Below are 18,218 nucleotides of genomic sequence, written 5' to 3' on the forward strand. Positions count from 1 at the left end.
GGATGCTGGATGATGATGTCCGCCAACCGCGTGGTCTGGTCCGAGGGCATGTTCCTGCGGGTGCAGCATTTCCAGCAGGCCGACCGCCATGTCGAGCGGCTGGTGGCGGCCCGCACCCAGCCGCTGACCCCCTTTTCCTGGGGGATCAGCGAGCTGGTGATCAACCGGGAACTGCTGGGGATCGGCAAGTTCGCCATCGCGGCGGCGCGGGGCATCCTGCCGGACGGCACCCCCTTTTCCATTCCCGATGATGCCGATCATCCGCCGCCGCTGGAACTGTTCGATAATATCAAGAACTGCCTGATCTATCTGACCCTGCCGGTGCGCCAGCCGGGGGCGGCGGAGGTTGGCAACCCCAATTCTGAAGATGCCATCACCCGCTATGTCCCCGCCCGGTTTGAGGCAGAAGACGCCAATCTGGGCAGCGGCCAATCCGCACCGATGGATGTGGCGCGCCTGCGCCTGCGGCTGGCCCCGGAAACCCAGCCGCTGGCCGGATATGAGAAGATCGCCGTGGCGCGGGTGGTGGAGGTGCGGTCCGACCGCGCCATCATTCTGGATGACCAGTTTATCGCCCCCACTACCTCAGTCGCGGCGCAATCGCCGCTGCATGGTTTCCTGACCGAGATCCAGGCGCTGATCCAGCATCGCGCCGAAGCGCTGGCCGCCCGCGTGGCCGGCCCGTCCCAGGCCAAGGGGGCGGCGGAGATCGCCGATTTCCTGCTGTTGCAAACGGTGAACCGGTACGAGCCCTTGTTGCGCCATTACGCCGCCACCGCCCCCATGCTGCACCCGGAGCGGTTTTACCGCCTGTGCGTGGAAATTGCCGGGGAGTTGGCGACCTTCACGGCGGAGGGCAAGCGCGCCACCGTGTTCCCGGATTACCGGCATGAGGATTTGCAGGCGACGTTCCGCCCGGTGCTGGCCGATCTGCGCGCATCGCTGTCCGCTGTGCTGGAACAGACGGCGGTGCCCATCCCGCTGCAACCGCGCCGCCATGGCATCAAGGTTGGTGTCATTGCCGACCGCTCGCTGCTGTTCAATGCCAGCTTCGTGCTGGCGGTCAATGGCGATATGCCGGTCGAACATCTGCGCCGGCTGTTCCCCAATCAGGTCAAGATTGGCCCGGTGGAACAGATCGCCCAGTTGGTGAATGTGGCCCTGCCGGGCATCCGCGTCAGCCCGATGCCGATGGCCCCGCGCCAGCTTCCCTATCGCTCCGGTCAGGTGTTTTTCGAACTGGATCGCAGTTCTCCGCATTTCAAGCAGCTTCAGCAGTCGGGCGGCATCGCCCTGCATCTGGCCGGTGAATTCGCCCAGGTGGATATGGAGCTGTGGGCCATCAAAGGGGTCGCCTGATGTCCAGCTTTGCCAGCTATGGCCAGTCAGGCCACGAGGAAACCATCATCAAGCCGACGCCGGGCGGCCGCCGACCGGCGGCCCCGGCCAGTGCCGTGGTGGCACCGCCCAGCGACTTTGTCGCCAATGACACGATCGACCTGACACTGGGCGGCCTGAACCCGCTGCTGGCCGCCGCCGGGCCGATCCTGAACCTGATCCGCCGGCTGCGCGTCACCGCCACCCAACCCAATATCGCCGATCTGCGCGAACGGGTGGCCGGCGAGATCAAGAATTTTGAAAAGCGCATCCAGGGTTCCGGCCTTTCGCCGGAGGCCGCCCGCGCCGCGCATTACGCGCTCTGCGCCACGGTGGATGATGTGGTGCTGAACACCCCCTGGGGGGCCAGCAGCACCTGGACCCGCACCAGCATGGTTGTCAGTTTCCATGTCGATGTGACGGGGGGTGAGCGTTTCTATGACCTGCTGAACCATCTGCTGAAGGATGCGGCCGCCAACCTGCATGTGCTGGAGCTGATGTATCTCTGCCTCTCGCTGGGGTTTGAGGGGCGGTTGCGCATCCTGGCCCAGGGAGCGCTGGAACATGCCCGCATCCGCGATAATCTCTACCGCACGCTGATGCAGTTGCGCGGGGAGGGGGAGCGGGAGCTGTCGCCCCACTGGCGCGGGGTGGAGGCCCCCTATCGCCCACTGATGCCCAGCATCGAATTCTGGACCGTGATGGCGGTGACGCTGATCGTCATCACCCTGATGGCGGTTGGTTTCAGCTTTGCGCTGAATGGCCAGTCCGATGCCACGCTGGAAAAGATGGCGGCCTTGCCGCCCGCCGGCCAACCCTCCATCAAGATCGCCGATCCGGCCCCGCCGGTGCAGGCGCCGGCCCGCGATGTCGACCATTTCACCACCTTTCTGGCGCCGGAGATCAAGGCCGGGCTGGTAACGGTGGTGGCGCAGGGCACCGACACCGTGGTGCGCATCCGTAATGCCGGCATGTTCCCGTCCGGCTCGGCCCAGGTGGATGGCTCCTATGATGGTCTGCTGGTGCGGATCGGGCAGGCGCTGAACACGCGGCCAGGGCAGGTGACCATCACCGGCCATACGGACAATGTGCCGATCCGCACCATCCGCTTCCCCTCCAACTGGCACCTGTCGCAGGCGCGCGCCGATGCCGTGGCGGCCATTATCGCTGACCATGTGCAAGACCCGACCCGCATCAAGGCCCAGGGCATGGCCGATACCCAGCCCGTCGCCTCCAACGATGCCGAGGCCGGCCGCGAAGCCAACCGCCGCATCGACGTCATCCTGCGCAGCGCGCCGATGGTGACCATCCCGGCAGCGCCCGCACAGACGACGCCCGCCCCGGCGGCCCCGCCGCCGGTGAGCCAAGGAACGCCGCAATGATCACGCAATTTCTTCCCGCCACGATACAGCCCTTTTTCTCCACCCTGGTGCAGCCTTTGCGCGCCCGCTGGGTCTGGTCGCTGATCTGGGCCATCGGTTTCGCGCTGATGATCTGGTATGTCGGCGCGCTGATCGCCGTGGGCAGTTACCGCCCGCTGGAATCCGACATGGCGCGGATGATCGCCTGTGTGGCGGTCTTCGTGGTCTGGGCAGCCTTCAACCTGCAGGTCAATTTCAAGTCGCGCAAGACCGACGACCGGATGATGCGCGACCTGACCCAGGCGGGGGAGGCCGACAAGCGCGGCGATGCCTCGGCTGATGAGTTGCGCCAGTTGCGCGAACGGCTGCTGGAAGCGCTGGGCACCCTGCGCAAGAAGGCCGGCGGCAGCGGCATGAACCGGTCGTATCTGTACCAATTGCCCTGGTACATGCTGATCGGCCCGCCCGGATCGGGCAAAAGCTCAGCCCTGCTGACCTCTGGCTTGAACTTTCCGCTTTCCGGCTCCTTGGGCCGCGACCCGTTGAAGGGGATTGGCGGCACGCGCAATTGCGACTGGTGGTTTACCGATCAGGCCATCCTGTTGGATACGGCCGGTCGCTACACCACGCAGGACAGCGACCCGCAACTGGACCAGAAAGCCTGGCTGGGCTTCTTGGATTTGCTGAAAAGCTATCGCGCCCGCCAGCCGGTCAATGGGGCCGTGGTGGTGCTGAGCCTGGCCGACCTGATGGCGCCAGACCCCACGGAACGGCTGAACCATGCCCGCGCCATCCGCCAGCGCCTGAATGAGCTCTATGACAGTTTCGGCATCCAGGTGCCGGTCTATGTCGCCTTCACCAAGGTCGATCTGGTGCCGGGCTTCGTGGAATTCTTCGACGGCTTGGGCAAGACGGAGCGCGAACAGGTCTGGGGCATGACCTTCCCGCTGGATGATGGCTCGGCGGAAAATGCCGGCGTCGTCACCCGCTTCCCGCAGGAGCTGGAGGCGCTGGTCGCCCGGCTGAATGAACGGCTGCTGGAACGGGTGCAGCAGGAAAGCGACATTGACCGGCGCGGTCTGGTCTTCAACTTCCCCAATCAGGTGGCCAGCCTGGGCGACGCCATGCTGGAGGTGCTGACGGAGATTTTCCGTTCCAGCGCCTATGACAGCCGGCCCCTGCTGCGCGGTGTCTATTTCACCAGCAGCCTGCAGGTGGGGATGCCGATTGACCGCACCATGGCCACCATTACCAGCACCTTCGGGCTGGACCCGGTGCGCCTGCCGGCCAATAACCGCCAGGGCCGCAGCTATTTCCTGACCCGTCTGTTCCGCGAAGTGGTGTTTGCCGAAGCCGCCGTGGTCAGCCTGAACCCCAAGGTGGAGGAACGGCGGCGGCGGATACGCATCGCCACCTATGCGCTGGCCTTCGTGCTGCTGGCGGTGATGGCCTATGCCTGGACCACGGGCTATCGCACCAATGAACGCCAGGTGGCGCAGATCAATGAACAATTGGCCGATTATGAAAAGGCGGTGCAGGGCATCCCGGTGCAGAATGTCGCCGATGGCGACCTGCCCCGTGTGGTCAAGCCGCTGGATATCCTGCGCGCCCTGCCCACCGGCCTGACGCCGGAAGGGGCGGATGCCGGAAGCTGGCTGACCTTCGGCCTGTATCAGGGTGACAAGCTGACGGCGGTGCATGGCAATGCCTATCAGAAGGCGTTGAACGGGCTGCTGCTGCCCCGCCTGCTGGTGCGCTTGCAGAACCAGATCCGTGACCGCCAGGGCGATGATGATTTCACCGCCGCCGCCCTGCGCATCTATCTGATGCTGGGCAGCCATGGGCCGATGGATGCCGGGGCCGTGAAAGCCTGGATGGCCAATGACTGGGCGACATCCTGGCCCGGCCCCAATAACCAGCCGCTGCGGGAGGCGCTGGCCCGCCATCTGGACAGCCTGATCGCCGGCGGGCTGTCGCCCATCGCCCTGGATGCCAACCTGATCGAACAATCCCGCCGCAGCCTGGAAAAGCTGACCCCGGCAGAACGCGTCTATGCCCTGGTTCGCCAGCGCGGTGACGTGGCGCAGCAGAAGCAATGGCTGCCCGTCAACCATGCCGGCGGCAGCGGGGAACGTGTGTTCACCCGCCTGTCCGGCAAGCCGCTGAACGAAGGTATCCCCGGTGTCTATACCCGCGAGGGTTTCTATAAATCCTTCCAACCGGCCCTGGATGGGGTGCTGAAGGAAGTTCAGGCCCAAAGCTGGGTGATGGGGGAGAAGCAGACCCCGGCACCGGAGCAGATGGAGGCCATCCGCGCCCGCGTGCTGGAACTGTACTTTGCCGACTACACCCGCGTCTGGGATGAGATGCTGAACGATCTGCGCATCGTGCCGATGGCTGATTTACAGCAGACCGTGACCGTGCTGAACATGGTCTCCGGCCCGGATATGCCGATGCTGAAGCTGCTGCGCGCGGTGGCCGATGAAACAAGGCTGGCTTTGCCGCCTGGCGTCAATCCGGGTGATGCCGCCGCTGTGTCGGCCGCCATGGCCAATGCCCCGGCGGGTGCGCGTGGTGTGACCCAGCATTTCCAGCCCATCGCCGATTTCATCACCCCGGCGGATGGGGCCCCGGCGCGGGTGGAGGATTTGATCCGCCTGCTGGGCAATGCCTATGAGGAGATGAGCGCGCTTGCCAGCGGCCCGGCCAATGGTCAGGTGGACATGTACGCCCGCGCGTCGCGGGGCGGGGCCGGGCCGACCCAGCGTCTGGCCGCCCAGGTGCCGCAACTGCCGCAGCCCGTGGCGGCCTGGGTGGGTGCCTTCACCGAAGGTATCAGCCAGCAATCGGTCGGCGGGGCACGGGCCCAGCTTTCCAACCTGTGGGGCGGGGAAGTGGGCGGCTTCTGCCGGCGGGCGGTGCGCGGCCGCTACCCGTTCGAAACGGGGGCGGAGAGCGAAATCTCCATCGGCGATTTCACCCGCCTGTTCGCGCCCAACGGCCTGATGGACAAGTTCTTCAACACCCATCTGCGCACGCTGGTGGATACGTCGGGTGCCCGCTGGCGCTGGAACAGCGTGGGCGGCACCGGCCTGGGTATTCCCAATTCGGTTCTGGTCTCCTTCCAGAATGCGGCGCAGATCCGCGATGCCTTCTTCCCCGATGGTGGGCAGACCCCAAATGTCACCCTGCAGGTGACACCTTCTACGCTAGACCCCAAGGCGACCGGCGTGTTGCTGACCAGCGGCGGCCAGCAGGTGGAATATCGCCATGGTCCGCAATGGCCGACCGCCCTGCAATGGCCGGCGGGGGAGGCCAATGCCGTCAGCCGCGTGGTGTTTGAGGTATCGGGCAGCAATGCCAACCCGCAGGGCATGACCCAGACCGGCCCCTGGTCTTTGTTCCGGCTGGTCGACAAGGGGGCCATGTCCGCCGTGGGCAGCGATACGGCCCGCATCTCCTTCACCGCTGACAATCACACAGCCGTGTTCGAAGTGCGCTCCAGCACGTCGCTCAACCCCCTGGTGCTCAAGGAATTGAGGAATTTCCGTTGTCCAACCTCGTTCTAAATAGCGGCGCCTCGGCGCACGAGCCCGGCTTTTTCGGCAAGATCCCGGCGCGGGGGGACTTTGTGTCCCGCCGCCTGGGGCCGGGGCTGGTGCAGCCCCTGGACGAATGGCTGCAGGCATCCATCGCCACATCCCGCCGCCAGATGGGGGAGGGCTGGTTGCCCTCCTACCTGGAAACGCCGATCTGGCGTTTCGTGCTGGGGCCGGGTGTCTGCGGGGAGGTGCCGTTGGCCGGCGTGCTGATGCCGTCTGTGGACCGGGTGGGGCGTTACTTCCCCCTGGTGCTGGCGGCCCCGCTGCCGGGCTGCGTCGCCCCCATAAGGCTGATCGAAACGGCGCGCGGCTGGTTCGACAAGGTGGAGGCGCTGGCCCTGTCCTCGCTGGAGGATGGCTTCGTCTTCGATCGGTTCGACCAGGCGCTGCGCACGCTGGGTGCCCCGCCCTATGACACAACAAGGCCAGCCGCCAATGGCGCCAACGGCCTGCGGGTTGGGCTGGAGGGGGACGGCAAGGTGCAGAATGGCCAGTTGGCCGACACCTATGGAAGGCTGCTGGATCAGGTGCTGATCGGTTTCAACAACCGGTTCAGCCTGTGGTGGACCAGCGGGTCCGATCGCGTCGCCTCTTCCCTGCTGATCGCCCCCGGCCTGCCGGCGCCGCAGAATTTCGCCGCCTTCATGGATGGCCATTGGGAGGAATGGGGCTGGGAGCGGCCGGCGGACAGTGTGCTGCATCTGGATGATGCCGAACTGCCCATCCTGCTGCTGCGCCCTGTGGTGCCGATGCCCTGCCATGGCCGCACCCATCCGGGCACCCGCCGGGGTGCCAACCAGGATGCCCTGCTGATGCGGGAGGATATCGGGCTGTGGTGCGTGGCCGACGGGCTGGGCGGCCATTCTGACGGGGAGGTGGCCAGCGCCACCGTGGTGGCGACGCTGGATAATGTGCTGCCGCCGCTCTCCTACGCCGGGTTTGTCGATGATGTGCGCGATGCCCTGCATGAGGCTAACGGCATGTTGCGCGACCGGGCGCGCACGCTGGATGAACAGGCGGTCGTCGCCTCCACCGCCGTGGTGCTGGTGGTTTATGCCAACCGCATCTCCTGCCTGTGGGCGGGGGATAGCCGGATCTATCGGCTGCGCGACGGTACTTTCCAGCAACTGACCAGCGATCATGTCGCCGCCGGGCTGGGGAACAACCAGCGCAGCACGATGTTGGTGACGCGCGCGGTGGGTGCCGCCGATGCGCTGGAGGTGGAGATGATGCATGACACAGCCCTGCCAGGTGACCGTTTCCTGCTCTGCAGCGACGGTGTGACCAAGGTGCTGCGCGATGCGGAAATCGCCCAGATGATCCAGGGGTTGGCCCCCCGCGACGCGGTGGATGCGCTGGTGGAGAATGTGCTGGTCTCTGGTGCGCCGGATAATCTGACCGCCATCATCGTGGATATCCCCGCCGATCTGGCGCCGGCACGGCCGGTGCCGCCGGCGGAAAAGGCGGGGGAGGCAACAGCATGAACCACGCCATGCTGGCCGCCCGGCCCCCCGCCGACCCCATACCGGAAGCACCGGACGAGGTGACATCGCTGCTGATGTCCGCCCCGGTGGAACCGGATGAGGAAACCTCCCTGCTGCTGGCCGCGGAGCCGGAAGCGCCGGAGGAACTGACCCGTTTCGTGCAGGGTGAGACGGCCCAACCGGTGGAGCCGGTGGAGTTCACCGCCATCCGCGCCGCCCCCGGCCCGCTGGCCAAGGCCGCGACGCGGGAGGTGGTGGAAAACCAGCTTGCCGGCCTGATCGGGGCCATCCGGGCAGAGGCCAAGCGCACCGGTCTGGCGGAAATCGAAACGCTGGACCTGTTGCGCACGGCGCGCGGTGTGCTGGAACGCTATATCGCCAAGGCCACCGACGGGCGCGATGATGACCCCGCCCCGACACCGCCGCCGGACAGTTCCGGCTGGTCGCTGGCGCCGGGGGCGGTGATGCTGAACAGCTTCAAGGTCCGCACCCTGCTGGCGCGCGGCGGCATGGGGGAGATTTACCGGGTCCGCCACCGTGACCTGAAAACCGACCATGCCATCAAGGTGATCATCCCGGCCTATCGTGACGATCCCCGCATTGTCGGCATGTTCCATGCGGAGGGAAGGTTGCTGCGCCGGGTGCGGCATGAGGCGGTGGTGGAATGCGCCGGGCTGTTCCGCGACAATGACGGCCGTTCCATGCTGTTGCTGGAATATGTTGACGGGCCGTCGCTCTCGCAACTGATCCGGCGCGGCCCCCTGCGCCTGTCAGCGTTGGAGGCGCTGCTGCGCCGGCTGGCGGCGGGGCTGTCGGCCATCCATGCCGCCGGTCTGGTGCATCGGGACGTCTCGCCGGACAATATCCTGCTGCCCGATGATAATCCGGCGGCGGCCAAGATCATTGATTTCGGCGTGGCGGCGGAACTGCGCGGCGGGGTGACGCCGCGCGATGGGCTGGATTTCGCCGGCAAATTCTCCTTCGCCTCACCGGAGCAACTGGGCCTGCATGGTGGGACCATCGGTATCGCCTCCGATATCTATAGCCTGGGGCTGGTGATTGCGGCTGCCGCGCGGGGCGAGAAACTGCCCATGGGCCAGACACCCGATCAGGCGGCCGACGCCCGCCGCAGCGTGCCGCCGCTGGATGCCGTGCCCGACCGGCTGCGCCCCATCATCCGCGCCATGTTGCAGCCCGATCCCAAACAGCGGCCGACCGACCTGTCGGCCCTGCTGCGCGGGCTGGATGCGCCGGGGGCGACCAAGGGTGGTGGGCTGCTGTCCCGCATCGGTTCCCTGTTCGGCAAAGGCAGGGGGTGAGCCCATGGCTTTGTTTGATCTCGATATTCTGCTGACCCCGCTGGAAGGGCCAAGCCCCTGCGGCCCCGATCTGCGCGGGCAGGCAGGCGGGGAGGGTGGTTATTATCACCTGAAGGATTTGCGTGCCGGCGCGCGGGCCACCGAACGCCGGGCGGATTCCGATGACGAGGCGCAGGCCCCGCTGAAAGAATGGCAGCAGATTCTGGAGAGCGGCACGGCCCTGCTGACCGACCGCTCCAAGGATCTGGAAGTGGCCGTCTGGCTGGTGGAAGCCGCCGTGCGGCTGGATGGGTTTGCCGGGCTGGCCGATGGGTTCCGCCTGCTGACCGGTCTGGTGGAACGGTTCTGGGATGATGTGCATCCGCTGCCCGACGAGGATGGGGTGGGCGCGCGCATCACCGCCGTGGCCGGGTTGAACGGCATTGGGGCGGAAGGCACGCTGATCCAGCCCATCCGCAAGGTGATGCTGCTGCGCAATGATGACGGTTTTGCCTTCTGGCATTTCCAGTTGGCCCAGCGCGCGGTGCAGACACCCGACACCCGCAACCGCCCCAACCGCAAGCCGCCGCCCACGCCCGATACCCTCCGCCAGCGCATGGCCGCGGTGCCGGTGGCGGATAAGCGCCGGTTGCTTTCCGATATCCGCGCCTGCCGCACCACCTTCGCCACTCTCGACCGGGTATTGACCGAACGCTGCGGGACGGAGGCGCCGCCAACATCGGCCATCGCCAACCTGCTGGAGGAAATTGAGGACGCCACCCTGTTCCTGACGGACCTGAACGAGGAGGAGCCGATGCCCGACCCGGTGGCAGCGGATGATCCGATCCTGGAAACCAGCGTCAGTGGTGCGCCCATCCAGGTGACCCCCAACCGGCCCGGCCCGGCTGTCGGCCCCGAAGGCATCGCCAGCCGGGAGGAGGCGTTGCGCCTGCTGGCCGATATTGGCCGTTTCTTCCGCCGCACCGAACCGCATTCCCCGATCTCCTACACGATCGAAGACTTGGTGCGGCGCGGCCAGATGACCCTGCCGGAATTGCTGGCCGAACTGGTGGCCGATCCGGCGGTGCGCAATTCCATGCTGACGGCGGCGGGCATCCGCGTGCCCCCGCCTTCCTGACCCTTTTTCCACCTGACCGCGAACAGCAAACCTTTAAAGTTTCAGGAGAAATGACATGGCCAGTGTGCATGACAAGCTGGAGCGGGTGCGCAAGCCCCGCGTCCATATCAAGTACGAGGTCGAAACCGATGGCGCGATGGTGGAGAAGGAGCTTCCCTTCGTCGTCGGCGTGTTGGGCGACTTTTCCGGCGATCCCTCTGACGATGTGAAGCCGCTGAAGGACCGCAAATTCATCCAGATCGACCGGGATAATTTCAACGAAATCCTGGCCCGCATGAAGCCACAGCTTCGCCTGCGGGTGGCCAATGAACTGGCCGGCGACGGCAGCGAAATGGCGGTGGAGCTGAAATTCGCCTCCCTGGAGGATATGGAGCCGGGGCAGATTGTGCAGCAGGTGCCGGCGCTACGCCAGTTGCTGGAAACCCGCAACCAGTTGCGCGACCTGCTGACCAAGGCCGACCGGTCCACCCAGTTGGAAGATCTGCTGGAGCAGATCCTGCAGGACGATGCCCAGTTGCGCAAACTGTCCGAACAATTGGCCGCCACCCCTGAGGAGGTGAAGTGATGTCGACGCAAACGCTTGCCACCTCTGCCACCAAGACCGAAACGCTGGACGGCGCGCCGTCGCTGCTGGATCAGGCGATCAGCGCCACCCGGCAGACGGAGCCGTCGCGCGTGGAAAGCCTGCTGCGCACCCTGACGCAGGAGGCGCTGAACGGCACCGTCACCTATCGCCGCAACCTGACCCTGACCATCAACGAGGCGGTCAACGCGTTGGATGCCAAACTGTCCAAGCAGTTGGCCGCCATCATGCACCATCCCGACTTCCTGAAACTGGAAGGCAGTTGGCGCGGTTTGCACCATCTGGTGATGAGCACGGAAACCAGCGCCAACCTGAAAATTCGCGTGCTGAATGTGCGCAAGCGCGAATTGATGAAGGATCTCTCCAAGGCGGTGGAGTTCGACCAGAGCGAACTGTTCAAGAAGCTGTACGAGAATGAGTTCGGCACGCCGGGCGGTGAGCCCTATGGCATGTTGATCGGTGATTATGAATTCACCAATCACCCCGAAGATGTGCAGATGCTGACCAGCATCTCCTCCATCTCCGCTGCGGCCTTTGCACCGTTCGTCTCCGCCGCCAGCCCGCAGCTTTTCGGTTTCCAGGATTACCGCGATCTGGCCAAGCCGCGCGACCTGGAGAAGATTTTCGACACGGTGGAATATACCCAATGGCGCAGCTTCCGCGACAGCGAGGATAGCCGTTTCGTTACGCTGACCCTGCCGCGCGTGCTGGCCCGGTTGCCCTATGGGTCCAACACGCTGACCATCGATGAGTTCAATTACGAGGAAACGCCGCCCGGTACCGATGGCCGCAATCAGGCGCAGGAGCATGAGAATTTCTGCTGGATGAACGCCGCCTATGTGATGGGCGCGCGGATGACGAATGCCTTTGCCAAATATGGCTGGTGCACCGCCATCCGTGGGGCTGAAGGCGGCGGCAAGGTGGATAATCTGCCCACCTATATCTTCACCAGCGATGATGGCGACCCCGACCAGAAATGCCCGACGGAAATCGGCATCACGGACCGCCGGGATGCGGAACTGGGCAAGCTGGGCTTCCTGCCGCTCTGCCATTACAAGAATACCGATTATGCCGTGTTCTTCGGTGCCCAGACGGTGCAGAAGCCCAAGAAATATGACCGGCCCGATGCCACAGCCAATGCCGCCATCTCCGCCCGGCTGCCCTATATGATGGCCACCTCGCGCTTTGCCCATTACCTGAAGGTGATGGCGCGCGACAAGATCGGTTCCTTCCTGGAAGTGGAGGATTGCGAGGCGTGGTTGAACCGCTGGATCAACAATTACGTCAACGCCAATGAAGGGGCCGGCCAGGAGATGAAGGCAGCCTATCCGCTGCGCGAGGCCAAGGTGACGGTGAAGGAAATCCCCGGCAAGCCCGGTTCCTATAACGCCATCGCCTGGATGCGGCCCTGGCTGCAGATGGAAGAACTGACCACGTCCCTGCGCATGGTGGCGCGTATCCCGAGCAAGCAATAATGCATCAGCCCCTGGTGTTGACGCCCAGGCCGCAGGCGGTGCCGGCGGGGAGCGATCCCCGCCGGCCCACGCAGGCGGATATGGGTGCCGACTGGCGGGCGCAGTTGCGCCGCCATCCCGATAAAAGACTGATCATCGACCAGTTGATCGCCGCCATCGACCGGCTGTTGACGGCACAGGTGAATGCCATCCTGCATCACCCAAGGATGCAGCGGCTGGAAGCAACCTGGCGGGGGCTGTTGCAACTGGTGGAAACGGCTTCATCCGCCCGCGCGGTGAAAATCCGCATGTTGGATGTGGCATGGCGGGAACTGGCGCGCGATTTTGAACGCGCCATCGAATTTGACCAGAGCCAGCTTTTCGCCAAGGTCTATAGCGAGGAGTTCGGCACGCCGGGCGGGGAGCCATTCGGCCTGCTGATCGGTGATTATTATGTGCGCCATAACCGCAGCGCCGATCACCCGACCGACGATGTCGGTACGCTGAAATCCATCGCCGCCGTGGCAGCGGCGGCCTTCTGCCCCTTTGTCACAAGCTGTTCGCCCGCATTGCTGGGGCTGGACAGTTTCAGCGACATGGGCGGCACGGTGGACCTGTCCCGCTCCTTCGACGGGCCGGATCATCTGCGCTGGCGGGGGCTGCGGGACGCCGATGATGCGCGCTTCCTGGGGCTGGCCCTGCCGCGCATCCTGATGCGCCAACCCTATGGCCATGATCCGCATCGGGTGGATGGTTTCCGCTTCACCGAATATGCCGGGCGGCCGGGGGCGGCGGATTACCTGTGGGGCAATGCCGCCTTTGCCTTCGCCACCGTGGTGATGCGCGCATATCACCATTATGGCTGGTTCGCCGATATTCGTGGCGCGCCAGAGGATATGGAGGCCGGCGGCGTGCTGACGGAGTTTCCCGGCCATGCCTTCCCCTCCTTCGGGCGCAGCGGCCCGGCGGCCCCGCCGCTGGAGGTCTATTTCTCCGACGGGCAGGAAAAGCAATTGAGCGAGATGGGCATGGTGCCCCTGTCGCGCGTTGGCTATCTGGATGCCTGCGTCTTTTACAGCACCCAGTCGCTGCATAATCCCAAAGCCTATGACCGGGCCACGGCCACGTCCAATGCGCGCCTGTCGGCGATGCTGCAATATGTGCTCTGCGCCTCGCGCTTTGCCCATTACATCAAGCTGATCGGGCGGGACAAAATCGGCTCCTTCGCCACGGCGGCGGAGTTTGAAGACCATTTGCGTAGCTGGCTGCGCGGTTATTGCCTGGGCAACGACGATGCCGCCCTTTCCTTCAAGGCCCGTTACCCGCTGCGCGAAGCAGAGGTGCAGGTCCGCGACATTGCCGGTCGCCCTGGTGCCTTTGGCTGCGTCATCCACCTGAAACCACATTTCCAGTTGGACGATATCCAGACCAGTTTCCGGCTGGTGACGGAACTGGTAGGGCCGCAGGGGTGATCAACCTGTCCGCTCTCTCTACCGTCACCCCGGCGAAGGCCGGGGTCCAGCATCGTAGAGCGACGCGCTTGTGGCCCCTGGACCCCGGCCTTCGCCGGGGTGACGGAAACAGAGCGTTGGACATTTCACTTAACAACAGGACCATCCCATGACCACCGCCCTGCAACACCATATCGACGCCGATGACCTGCCGGGTGCCATTGCCGCGGCGACGGAGGCGGTGCGGCGGGGGCCGACGGACAAGGCGGCCCGCTATCGGCTGGCCGAACTGTTCTGCGCCAATGGGGAATTGGAGCGCGCCGACGCCCAGCTTTCCATCCTGCTGAATCAGGCCCCGGAGCTGCAGCGCCGCATCAGCCTGACCCGCCACCTGATCCGGGCGGAAGCGGCGCGGCAGGACTGGTACCGTGCCGGCCGCCCGCCCGACCTGCTGCGCGAACCCTCCGATGCCATCCGCCTGCATCTGGAAGCCGGCGTCAAATGGCGCGAAGGCGACAAAACGGGCGCTGCCGCGCTCTACGCCCAGGCGGAAACCGCCCGTGAGCCCAAAGTGGGCAAGGGTTTCGATGATTTCCGCGATCTGGATGATGCCACCGGCGGCCTGCTGGAACTGCTGACCATGGATGGCCGCTATCTCTGGGTGGATCTGGCCAATGTGGCGGGGCTGGATTTCGTGCCGGCCCGCCAGTTGCTGGACCTGATCTGGCGGGAAGTGCGGCTGACCCTGGATGATGGCACCACCGGTACGCTTTACATGCCGGCGATCTATGCCGCTATTGCCCCGGATACGCCTGCCTTCCGCCTGGGCCGCGCCACCGACTGGCAGGAACAGGCTGGGCTGGTGCTGGGCAAGGGCCAGCGCTGTTTCCTGCTCGGCGATCAGGCGAAACCGATGCTGGACCTGACCAGCCTGCATTTCACGGCCAGTGTGGGGTAAGCCGATGGCCGCCCCGCCCGTCACCATCATCCCGTCCGTGTTCGACCGGCTGTTGCAGCCGGTGGAAGGGCCAAGCGTGCGTCAGGTGGGCTGGAATGCCGCCCTGGCGCAACTGAAACAGGCCATCCGCCGCGATCTGGAAGCCCTGTTGAATACCCGCCGCCGCCCCGGCGTGCCGGGCGGGGAGATCGGGGAGTTGGCGCGCAGCCCGCTGCGCTTCGGCATTCCCGATTTCACCGCCATCAATATGGCGACGGCGGAACGACACGCGATTTTCGGCCGCGCCCTGGAAACCGCCATCCGCAATTTCGAACCCCGCTTGGCCGGCGTCGCCGTGTCGGTGCTGACCAGCGACCATGTGCTGGACCGCACCCTGCGTTTCCGGGTGGAAGCGGTGATCCGGGTGGAACCTTCACCGGAACCGATTGTCTTTGAATCCGTCTTCGATCCGGTCAGCCAGACCTTTTCCATCAAGGGCGGCAGCCATGCCTGATACGTTTCTTTCCTTCTATTCCCAGGAACTGGCCGCCATCCGCCGCGCAGCGGCGCAATTTGCTGCTGATCATCCCAAGGTGGCGGGCAATCTGCGCATCAGCCCCAATGCGGTGGATGATCCGCATGTCGCCCGGCTGATTGAGAGCTTCGCCTATCTCACCGCGCGTGTACGGCAGAAACTGGATGATGATTTCCCGGAACTGACCGACGCGCTGCTGGGGATGCTCTATCCCCATTACGTCACGCCCATGCCCTCCATGGCCGTGGTGCAGATGAAGGCGGCCCCGGAACTGACCAGCAGCCACGCCGTCCCGCGCGGGGCCGCCCTGGAAACCGAGCCAGTACGCGGGGAGCCCTGCCGTTTCCGCACCACCATGCCGGCAGAGGTTTGGCCCATTGAGGTGACGGTGGCCAGTCTGGCCGCCATGCCAGCGGCGGCCCCGCTGGTGCCGGCGGCACGGGTGGCCAAGTCGGTGCTGCGCCTGAAGATCAGCACCACGGCCCAGGGGATGAATCTGACGGAACTGGGGCCGGACCGGCTGCGTTTTTTCCTGAACGGCCCGCCGGAGGCGGTGTACCGCCTGCATGAATTGCTGTTGAACAATGTCATCGGCATGGCATTGGTGTCGGATATCAATGACCCGGTGCCGGTGACGCTGGGGCCGGATTGCCTGTCGGCGGTGGGGTTTGAGCCGGAGGACGGCATGGTGCCCTATGGCGCGCAATCCTTCATCGGTTATCGGTTGCTGACAGAGCTGTTTGCCTTCCCGGAAAAATTCCTGTTCGTCGATCTGCGCGGCCTGTCGGCCCGCATCCTGCGCGGCGTGGGCAAGGAGATGGAGATTTACCTCTATCTCGACCGCGCCTGGCAGGAAGGCGAAAAGCTGGTGCGCCCGTCGCTGTTCGCGCTGGGCTGTGTGCCGGTGGTGAACCTGTTCCGCCAGGCGGCGGAACCGATCATTCTGGGGCATGAGGTGAATGAATATCTGGTGCAGCCCGATGCCCGCCGCCCGGAAGCGCGGGAGATTTACGCCATTGAGCGCGTCACCGCATCGTCTCCCCGTGGCGAGAAACTTTCCATCGCCCCGCTTTATGGCGGGCACCAGTCGCCGGACCCGGACAAGCAGCAACATTTCTGGCACGCGATGCGCCGCCCGCGCGGCAGCCGCGATGCCAGCACCGACATGTTCCTGTCGCTGGTCGATCTGGGCCTGAACCCCTCCATCCCCGCCGACTGGACGGTGAGTGTGGAGACCTTGTGCTTCAACCGCGACCTGCCGGCGCAATTGCCGTTTGGCGGCGGGCATCCGCATTTCACCCTGTCCGATGGCGGGCCCTTGCTGCCCATTGCCTGCCTGACGCCACCCACCCCGGTGATCCGCCCGGCCACGGGCAATGGGGCGCGCTGGCGGCTGATATCGCATCTGTCGCTGAACCATCTGTCATTGGTGGATGGGCCGGGTGGGGCGGATGCGCTGCGCGCCATCCTGCGGCTGTACGATCTGAAGGATACGCCGGAAACCCGCGCCCTGGTGGATGCCGTTGTCTCCGTCACCAGCCGCCGCACCACGGCGCGGGCACCGCATACCGATGTGGCCACCCTGTGCCGGGGGCTGGATATTGAACTGGTGCTTGACCCGGAACGCGGCGGCAGCACCGGCATCTTTCTGCCCGCCGCCGTGCTGGAACGTTTCTTCTCCCTCTATGCCAGCATCAATTCCTTCACCCGGTTGAGCCTGCGGGCCAAGGGCCGGACGGAGATCATGGCGCGCTGGCCGGCACGCATCGGCGAAGGGATTGTGGCATGAGCGTTGCCCCGAAAATCCCGCCGCTGATCGACCTGCTGCGCGACCAGCCGCACCGGTTCGACCTGTTCCGCGCCATCCAGTTGCTGGAACGCCAATTGTCAGCGGCGAATGAGGATACGGCAGACGGGCCGCCGGTGCGCTTCACCGCCAACCCGTCACTGTCCTTTCCGGCGCATGAAATCCAGCACCTGTCCTTGCCGGCCCCGGTGGATGGTGATGGGGAGGGGGTGCCGCGGGCGGAAATGACCGTCAACCTGATGACCATGACAGGGCCGCTATCGGCCTTGCCCCAGGTCTATACTGAGACGGTGATCCGCAGCCTGAAAGACCGGTCCCCCGGTTTTGCCGCCTTTCTGGACCTGTTCAATGACCGGATCGGCGCCCTGTTCTTCCAGGCGTGGCGACGCTATCGCTTGCCCGCCCTTTACGAACGGCATGGGCTGGCCGGCGGGGATGCCGCCAGCACGGCGCTGCTATCCATCGCCGGTTTCGGCACGCCGCATGTGCGCGGGCGCTTGTCCTTGCAAGATGAGGTGATGGTCTATTTCGCCGGCCTGTTCAGCCAGCAGCCACGCGCCGCCATCTCCCTGGAACGGATGCTGGCCGATGCCTGCGGTATCCCGGTGAAGGTACAGCAATTCAGCGGGCGCTGGATCGCCATCCCCCAAAGCGAACAGACCTCTCTGCAGGGCGGCTTCTCCCGTCTGGGCAGTTATAACCGGCTGGGCGTGGATACGGTGGCCGGTGCCCGCATGTGGGATGTGCAGGGCCGTTTCCGGCTGATTCTGGGGCCACTGACCAGGCGGCAGTTCCGGGATCATCTGCCCGGCAGCCCCGGCCTGCGCCGCATTGTTGAACTGGCGCGGCTTTATGCCGGGGCCGGGCTGGATTTTGATGTGCAGCTGATCTTGCGGCGGAACGAAGTGCCCGACTGTGTGTTGCAGGGGGGCGACGGTGTGCGTTTGGGGTACGACGGCTGGCTCAGCGCCTTCCCCATGGTACATGACCCGGATGATGCGATAATAGACGTAAGTAATATGGATTATTATAACTGAGTCCGTTTTGAAAAATCACAGGATATTTCAGGAAATCCCGTTGGTGGTAACACCACTACGAAGTTTATTCTCTGCGATTTTGCGGTATCTATAGCGGAAATAGCGTTCATTTCCATTTTCCGTACATATTTATTTCACCAGCGTGACAGTGCCA

13 protein-coding genes are annotated in these 18,218 nt (G+C 64.9%); all 13 read left to right on the forward strand.

The genetic code is table 11. The features are described from left to right. The first annotated feature begins 9 nt into the window (after positions 1 to 9). The 13 genes from tssK to tssG all read left to right on the forward strand — a co-directional run bounded on the left by tssK (position 10) and on the right by tssG (position 18,064). Complete coding sequence (gene tssK / locus PCJ49_RS00745) at positions 10 to 1,359, forward strand: type VI secretion system baseplate subunit TssK (protein WP_347710413.1); 1,350 nt, start codon at positions 10 to 12, stop codon at positions 1,357 to 1,359. Beyond that, a complete protein-coding gene (gene icmH, locus PCJ49_RS00750) occupies positions 1,359 to 2,759 on the forward strand; it encodes a type IVB secretion system protein IcmH/DotU (protein WP_269909256.1) in 1,401 nt (466 codons plus the stop codon). Before tssK ends, icmH begins: the two co-directional genes overlap by 1 nt. Further along, positions 2,756 to 6,307: a type VI secretion system membrane subunit TssM gene (gene tssM / locus PCJ49_RS00755; RefSeq protein WP_269909257.1), complete on the forward strand. Its 3,552-nt coding sequence runs from the start codon at positions 2,756 to 2,758 to the stop codon at positions 6,305 to 6,307. The genes icmH and tssM overlap by 4 nt, the downstream gene beginning before the upstream one ends. Further along, the gene (gene tagF, locus PCJ49_RS00760) at positions 6,289 to 7,824 is read left to right on the forward strand and encodes a type VI secretion system-associated protein TagF (protein ID WP_269909258.1); all 1,536 of its coding nucleotides are present in this window, start codon (positions 6,289 to 6,291) and stop codon (positions 7,822 to 7,824) included. The genes tssM and tagF overlap by 19 nt, the downstream gene beginning before the upstream one ends. Further along, entirely contained in the window at positions 7,821 to 9,143 is a 1,323-nt protein-coding gene (locus PCJ49_RS00765) for a serine/threonine-protein kinase (protein WP_269909259.1), read from the forward strand. The genes tagF and PCJ49_RS00765 overlap by 4 nt, the downstream gene beginning before the upstream one ends. 4 nt (positions 9,144 to 9,147) lie before the next feature. Then, positions 9,148 to 10,260: a type VI secretion system protein TssA gene (gene tssA, locus PCJ49_RS00770; RefSeq protein ID WP_269909260.1), complete on the forward strand. Its 1,113-nt coding sequence runs from the start codon at positions 9,148 to 9,150 to the stop codon at positions 10,258 to 10,260. A 55-nt stretch (positions 10,261 to 10,315) separates the two neighbouring features. Then, a complete protein-coding gene (gene tssB / locus PCJ49_RS00775) occupies positions 10,316 to 10,825 on the forward strand; it encodes a type VI secretion system contractile sheath small subunit (RefSeq protein WP_089290479.1) in 510 nt (169 codons plus the stop codon). Beyond that, a complete protein-coding gene (gene tssC / locus PCJ49_RS00780) occupies positions 10,825 to 12,318 on the forward strand; it encodes a type VI secretion system contractile sheath large subunit (protein WP_089290478.1) in 1,494 nt (497 codons plus the stop codon). Before tssB ends, tssC (PCJ49_RS00780) begins: the two co-directional genes overlap by 1 nt. 14 nt (positions 12,319 to 12,332) lie before the next feature. After that, positions 12,333 to 13,769 carry a type VI secretion system contractile sheath large subunit gene (gene tssC / locus PCJ49_RS00785; RefSeq protein ID WP_269909261.1) on the forward strand — a complete coding sequence of 479 codons (1,437 nt, stop codon included), beginning with the start codon at positions 12,333 to 12,335 and terminating at the stop codon, positions 13,767 to 13,769. 148 nt (positions 13,770 to 13,917) lie between these two features. Then, positions 13,918 to 14,706, forward strand: a complete 789-nt coding sequence (locus tag PCJ49_RS00790; protein ID WP_269909262.1) for a type VI secretion system accessory protein TagJ — start codon at positions 13,918 to 13,920, stop codon at positions 14,704 to 14,706. 4 nt (positions 14,707 to 14,710) lie between these two features. Then, positions 14,711 to 15,199, forward strand: a complete 489-nt coding sequence (tssE, locus tag PCJ49_RS00795; protein ID WP_269909263.1) for a type VI secretion system baseplate subunit TssE — start codon at positions 14,711 to 14,713, stop codon at positions 15,197 to 15,199. Continuing rightward, on the forward strand, positions 15,192 to 17,009 hold the full coding sequence (gene tssF, locus PCJ49_RS00800; protein WP_269909264.1) for a type VI secretion system baseplate subunit TssF: 1,818 nt from the start codon (positions 15,192 to 15,194) through the stop codon (positions 17,007 to 17,009). The genes tssE and tssF overlap by 8 nt, the downstream gene beginning before the upstream one ends. After that, positions 17,006 to 18,064 carry a type VI secretion system baseplate subunit TssG gene (tssG, locus tag PCJ49_RS00805; protein ID WP_269909265.1) on the forward strand — a complete coding sequence of 353 codons (1,059 nt, stop codon included), beginning with the start codon at positions 17,006 to 17,008 and terminating at the stop codon, positions 18,062 to 18,064. The genes tssF and tssG overlap by 4 nt, the downstream gene beginning before the upstream one ends. Positions 18,065 to 18,218 lie beyond the last annotated feature (154 nt).

It is taken from the genome of Niveispirillum sp. BGYR6 (genome assembly GCF_027568365.1).
GTDB lineage: Bacteria > Pseudomonadota > Alphaproteobacteria > Azospirillales > Azospirillaceae > Niveispirillum.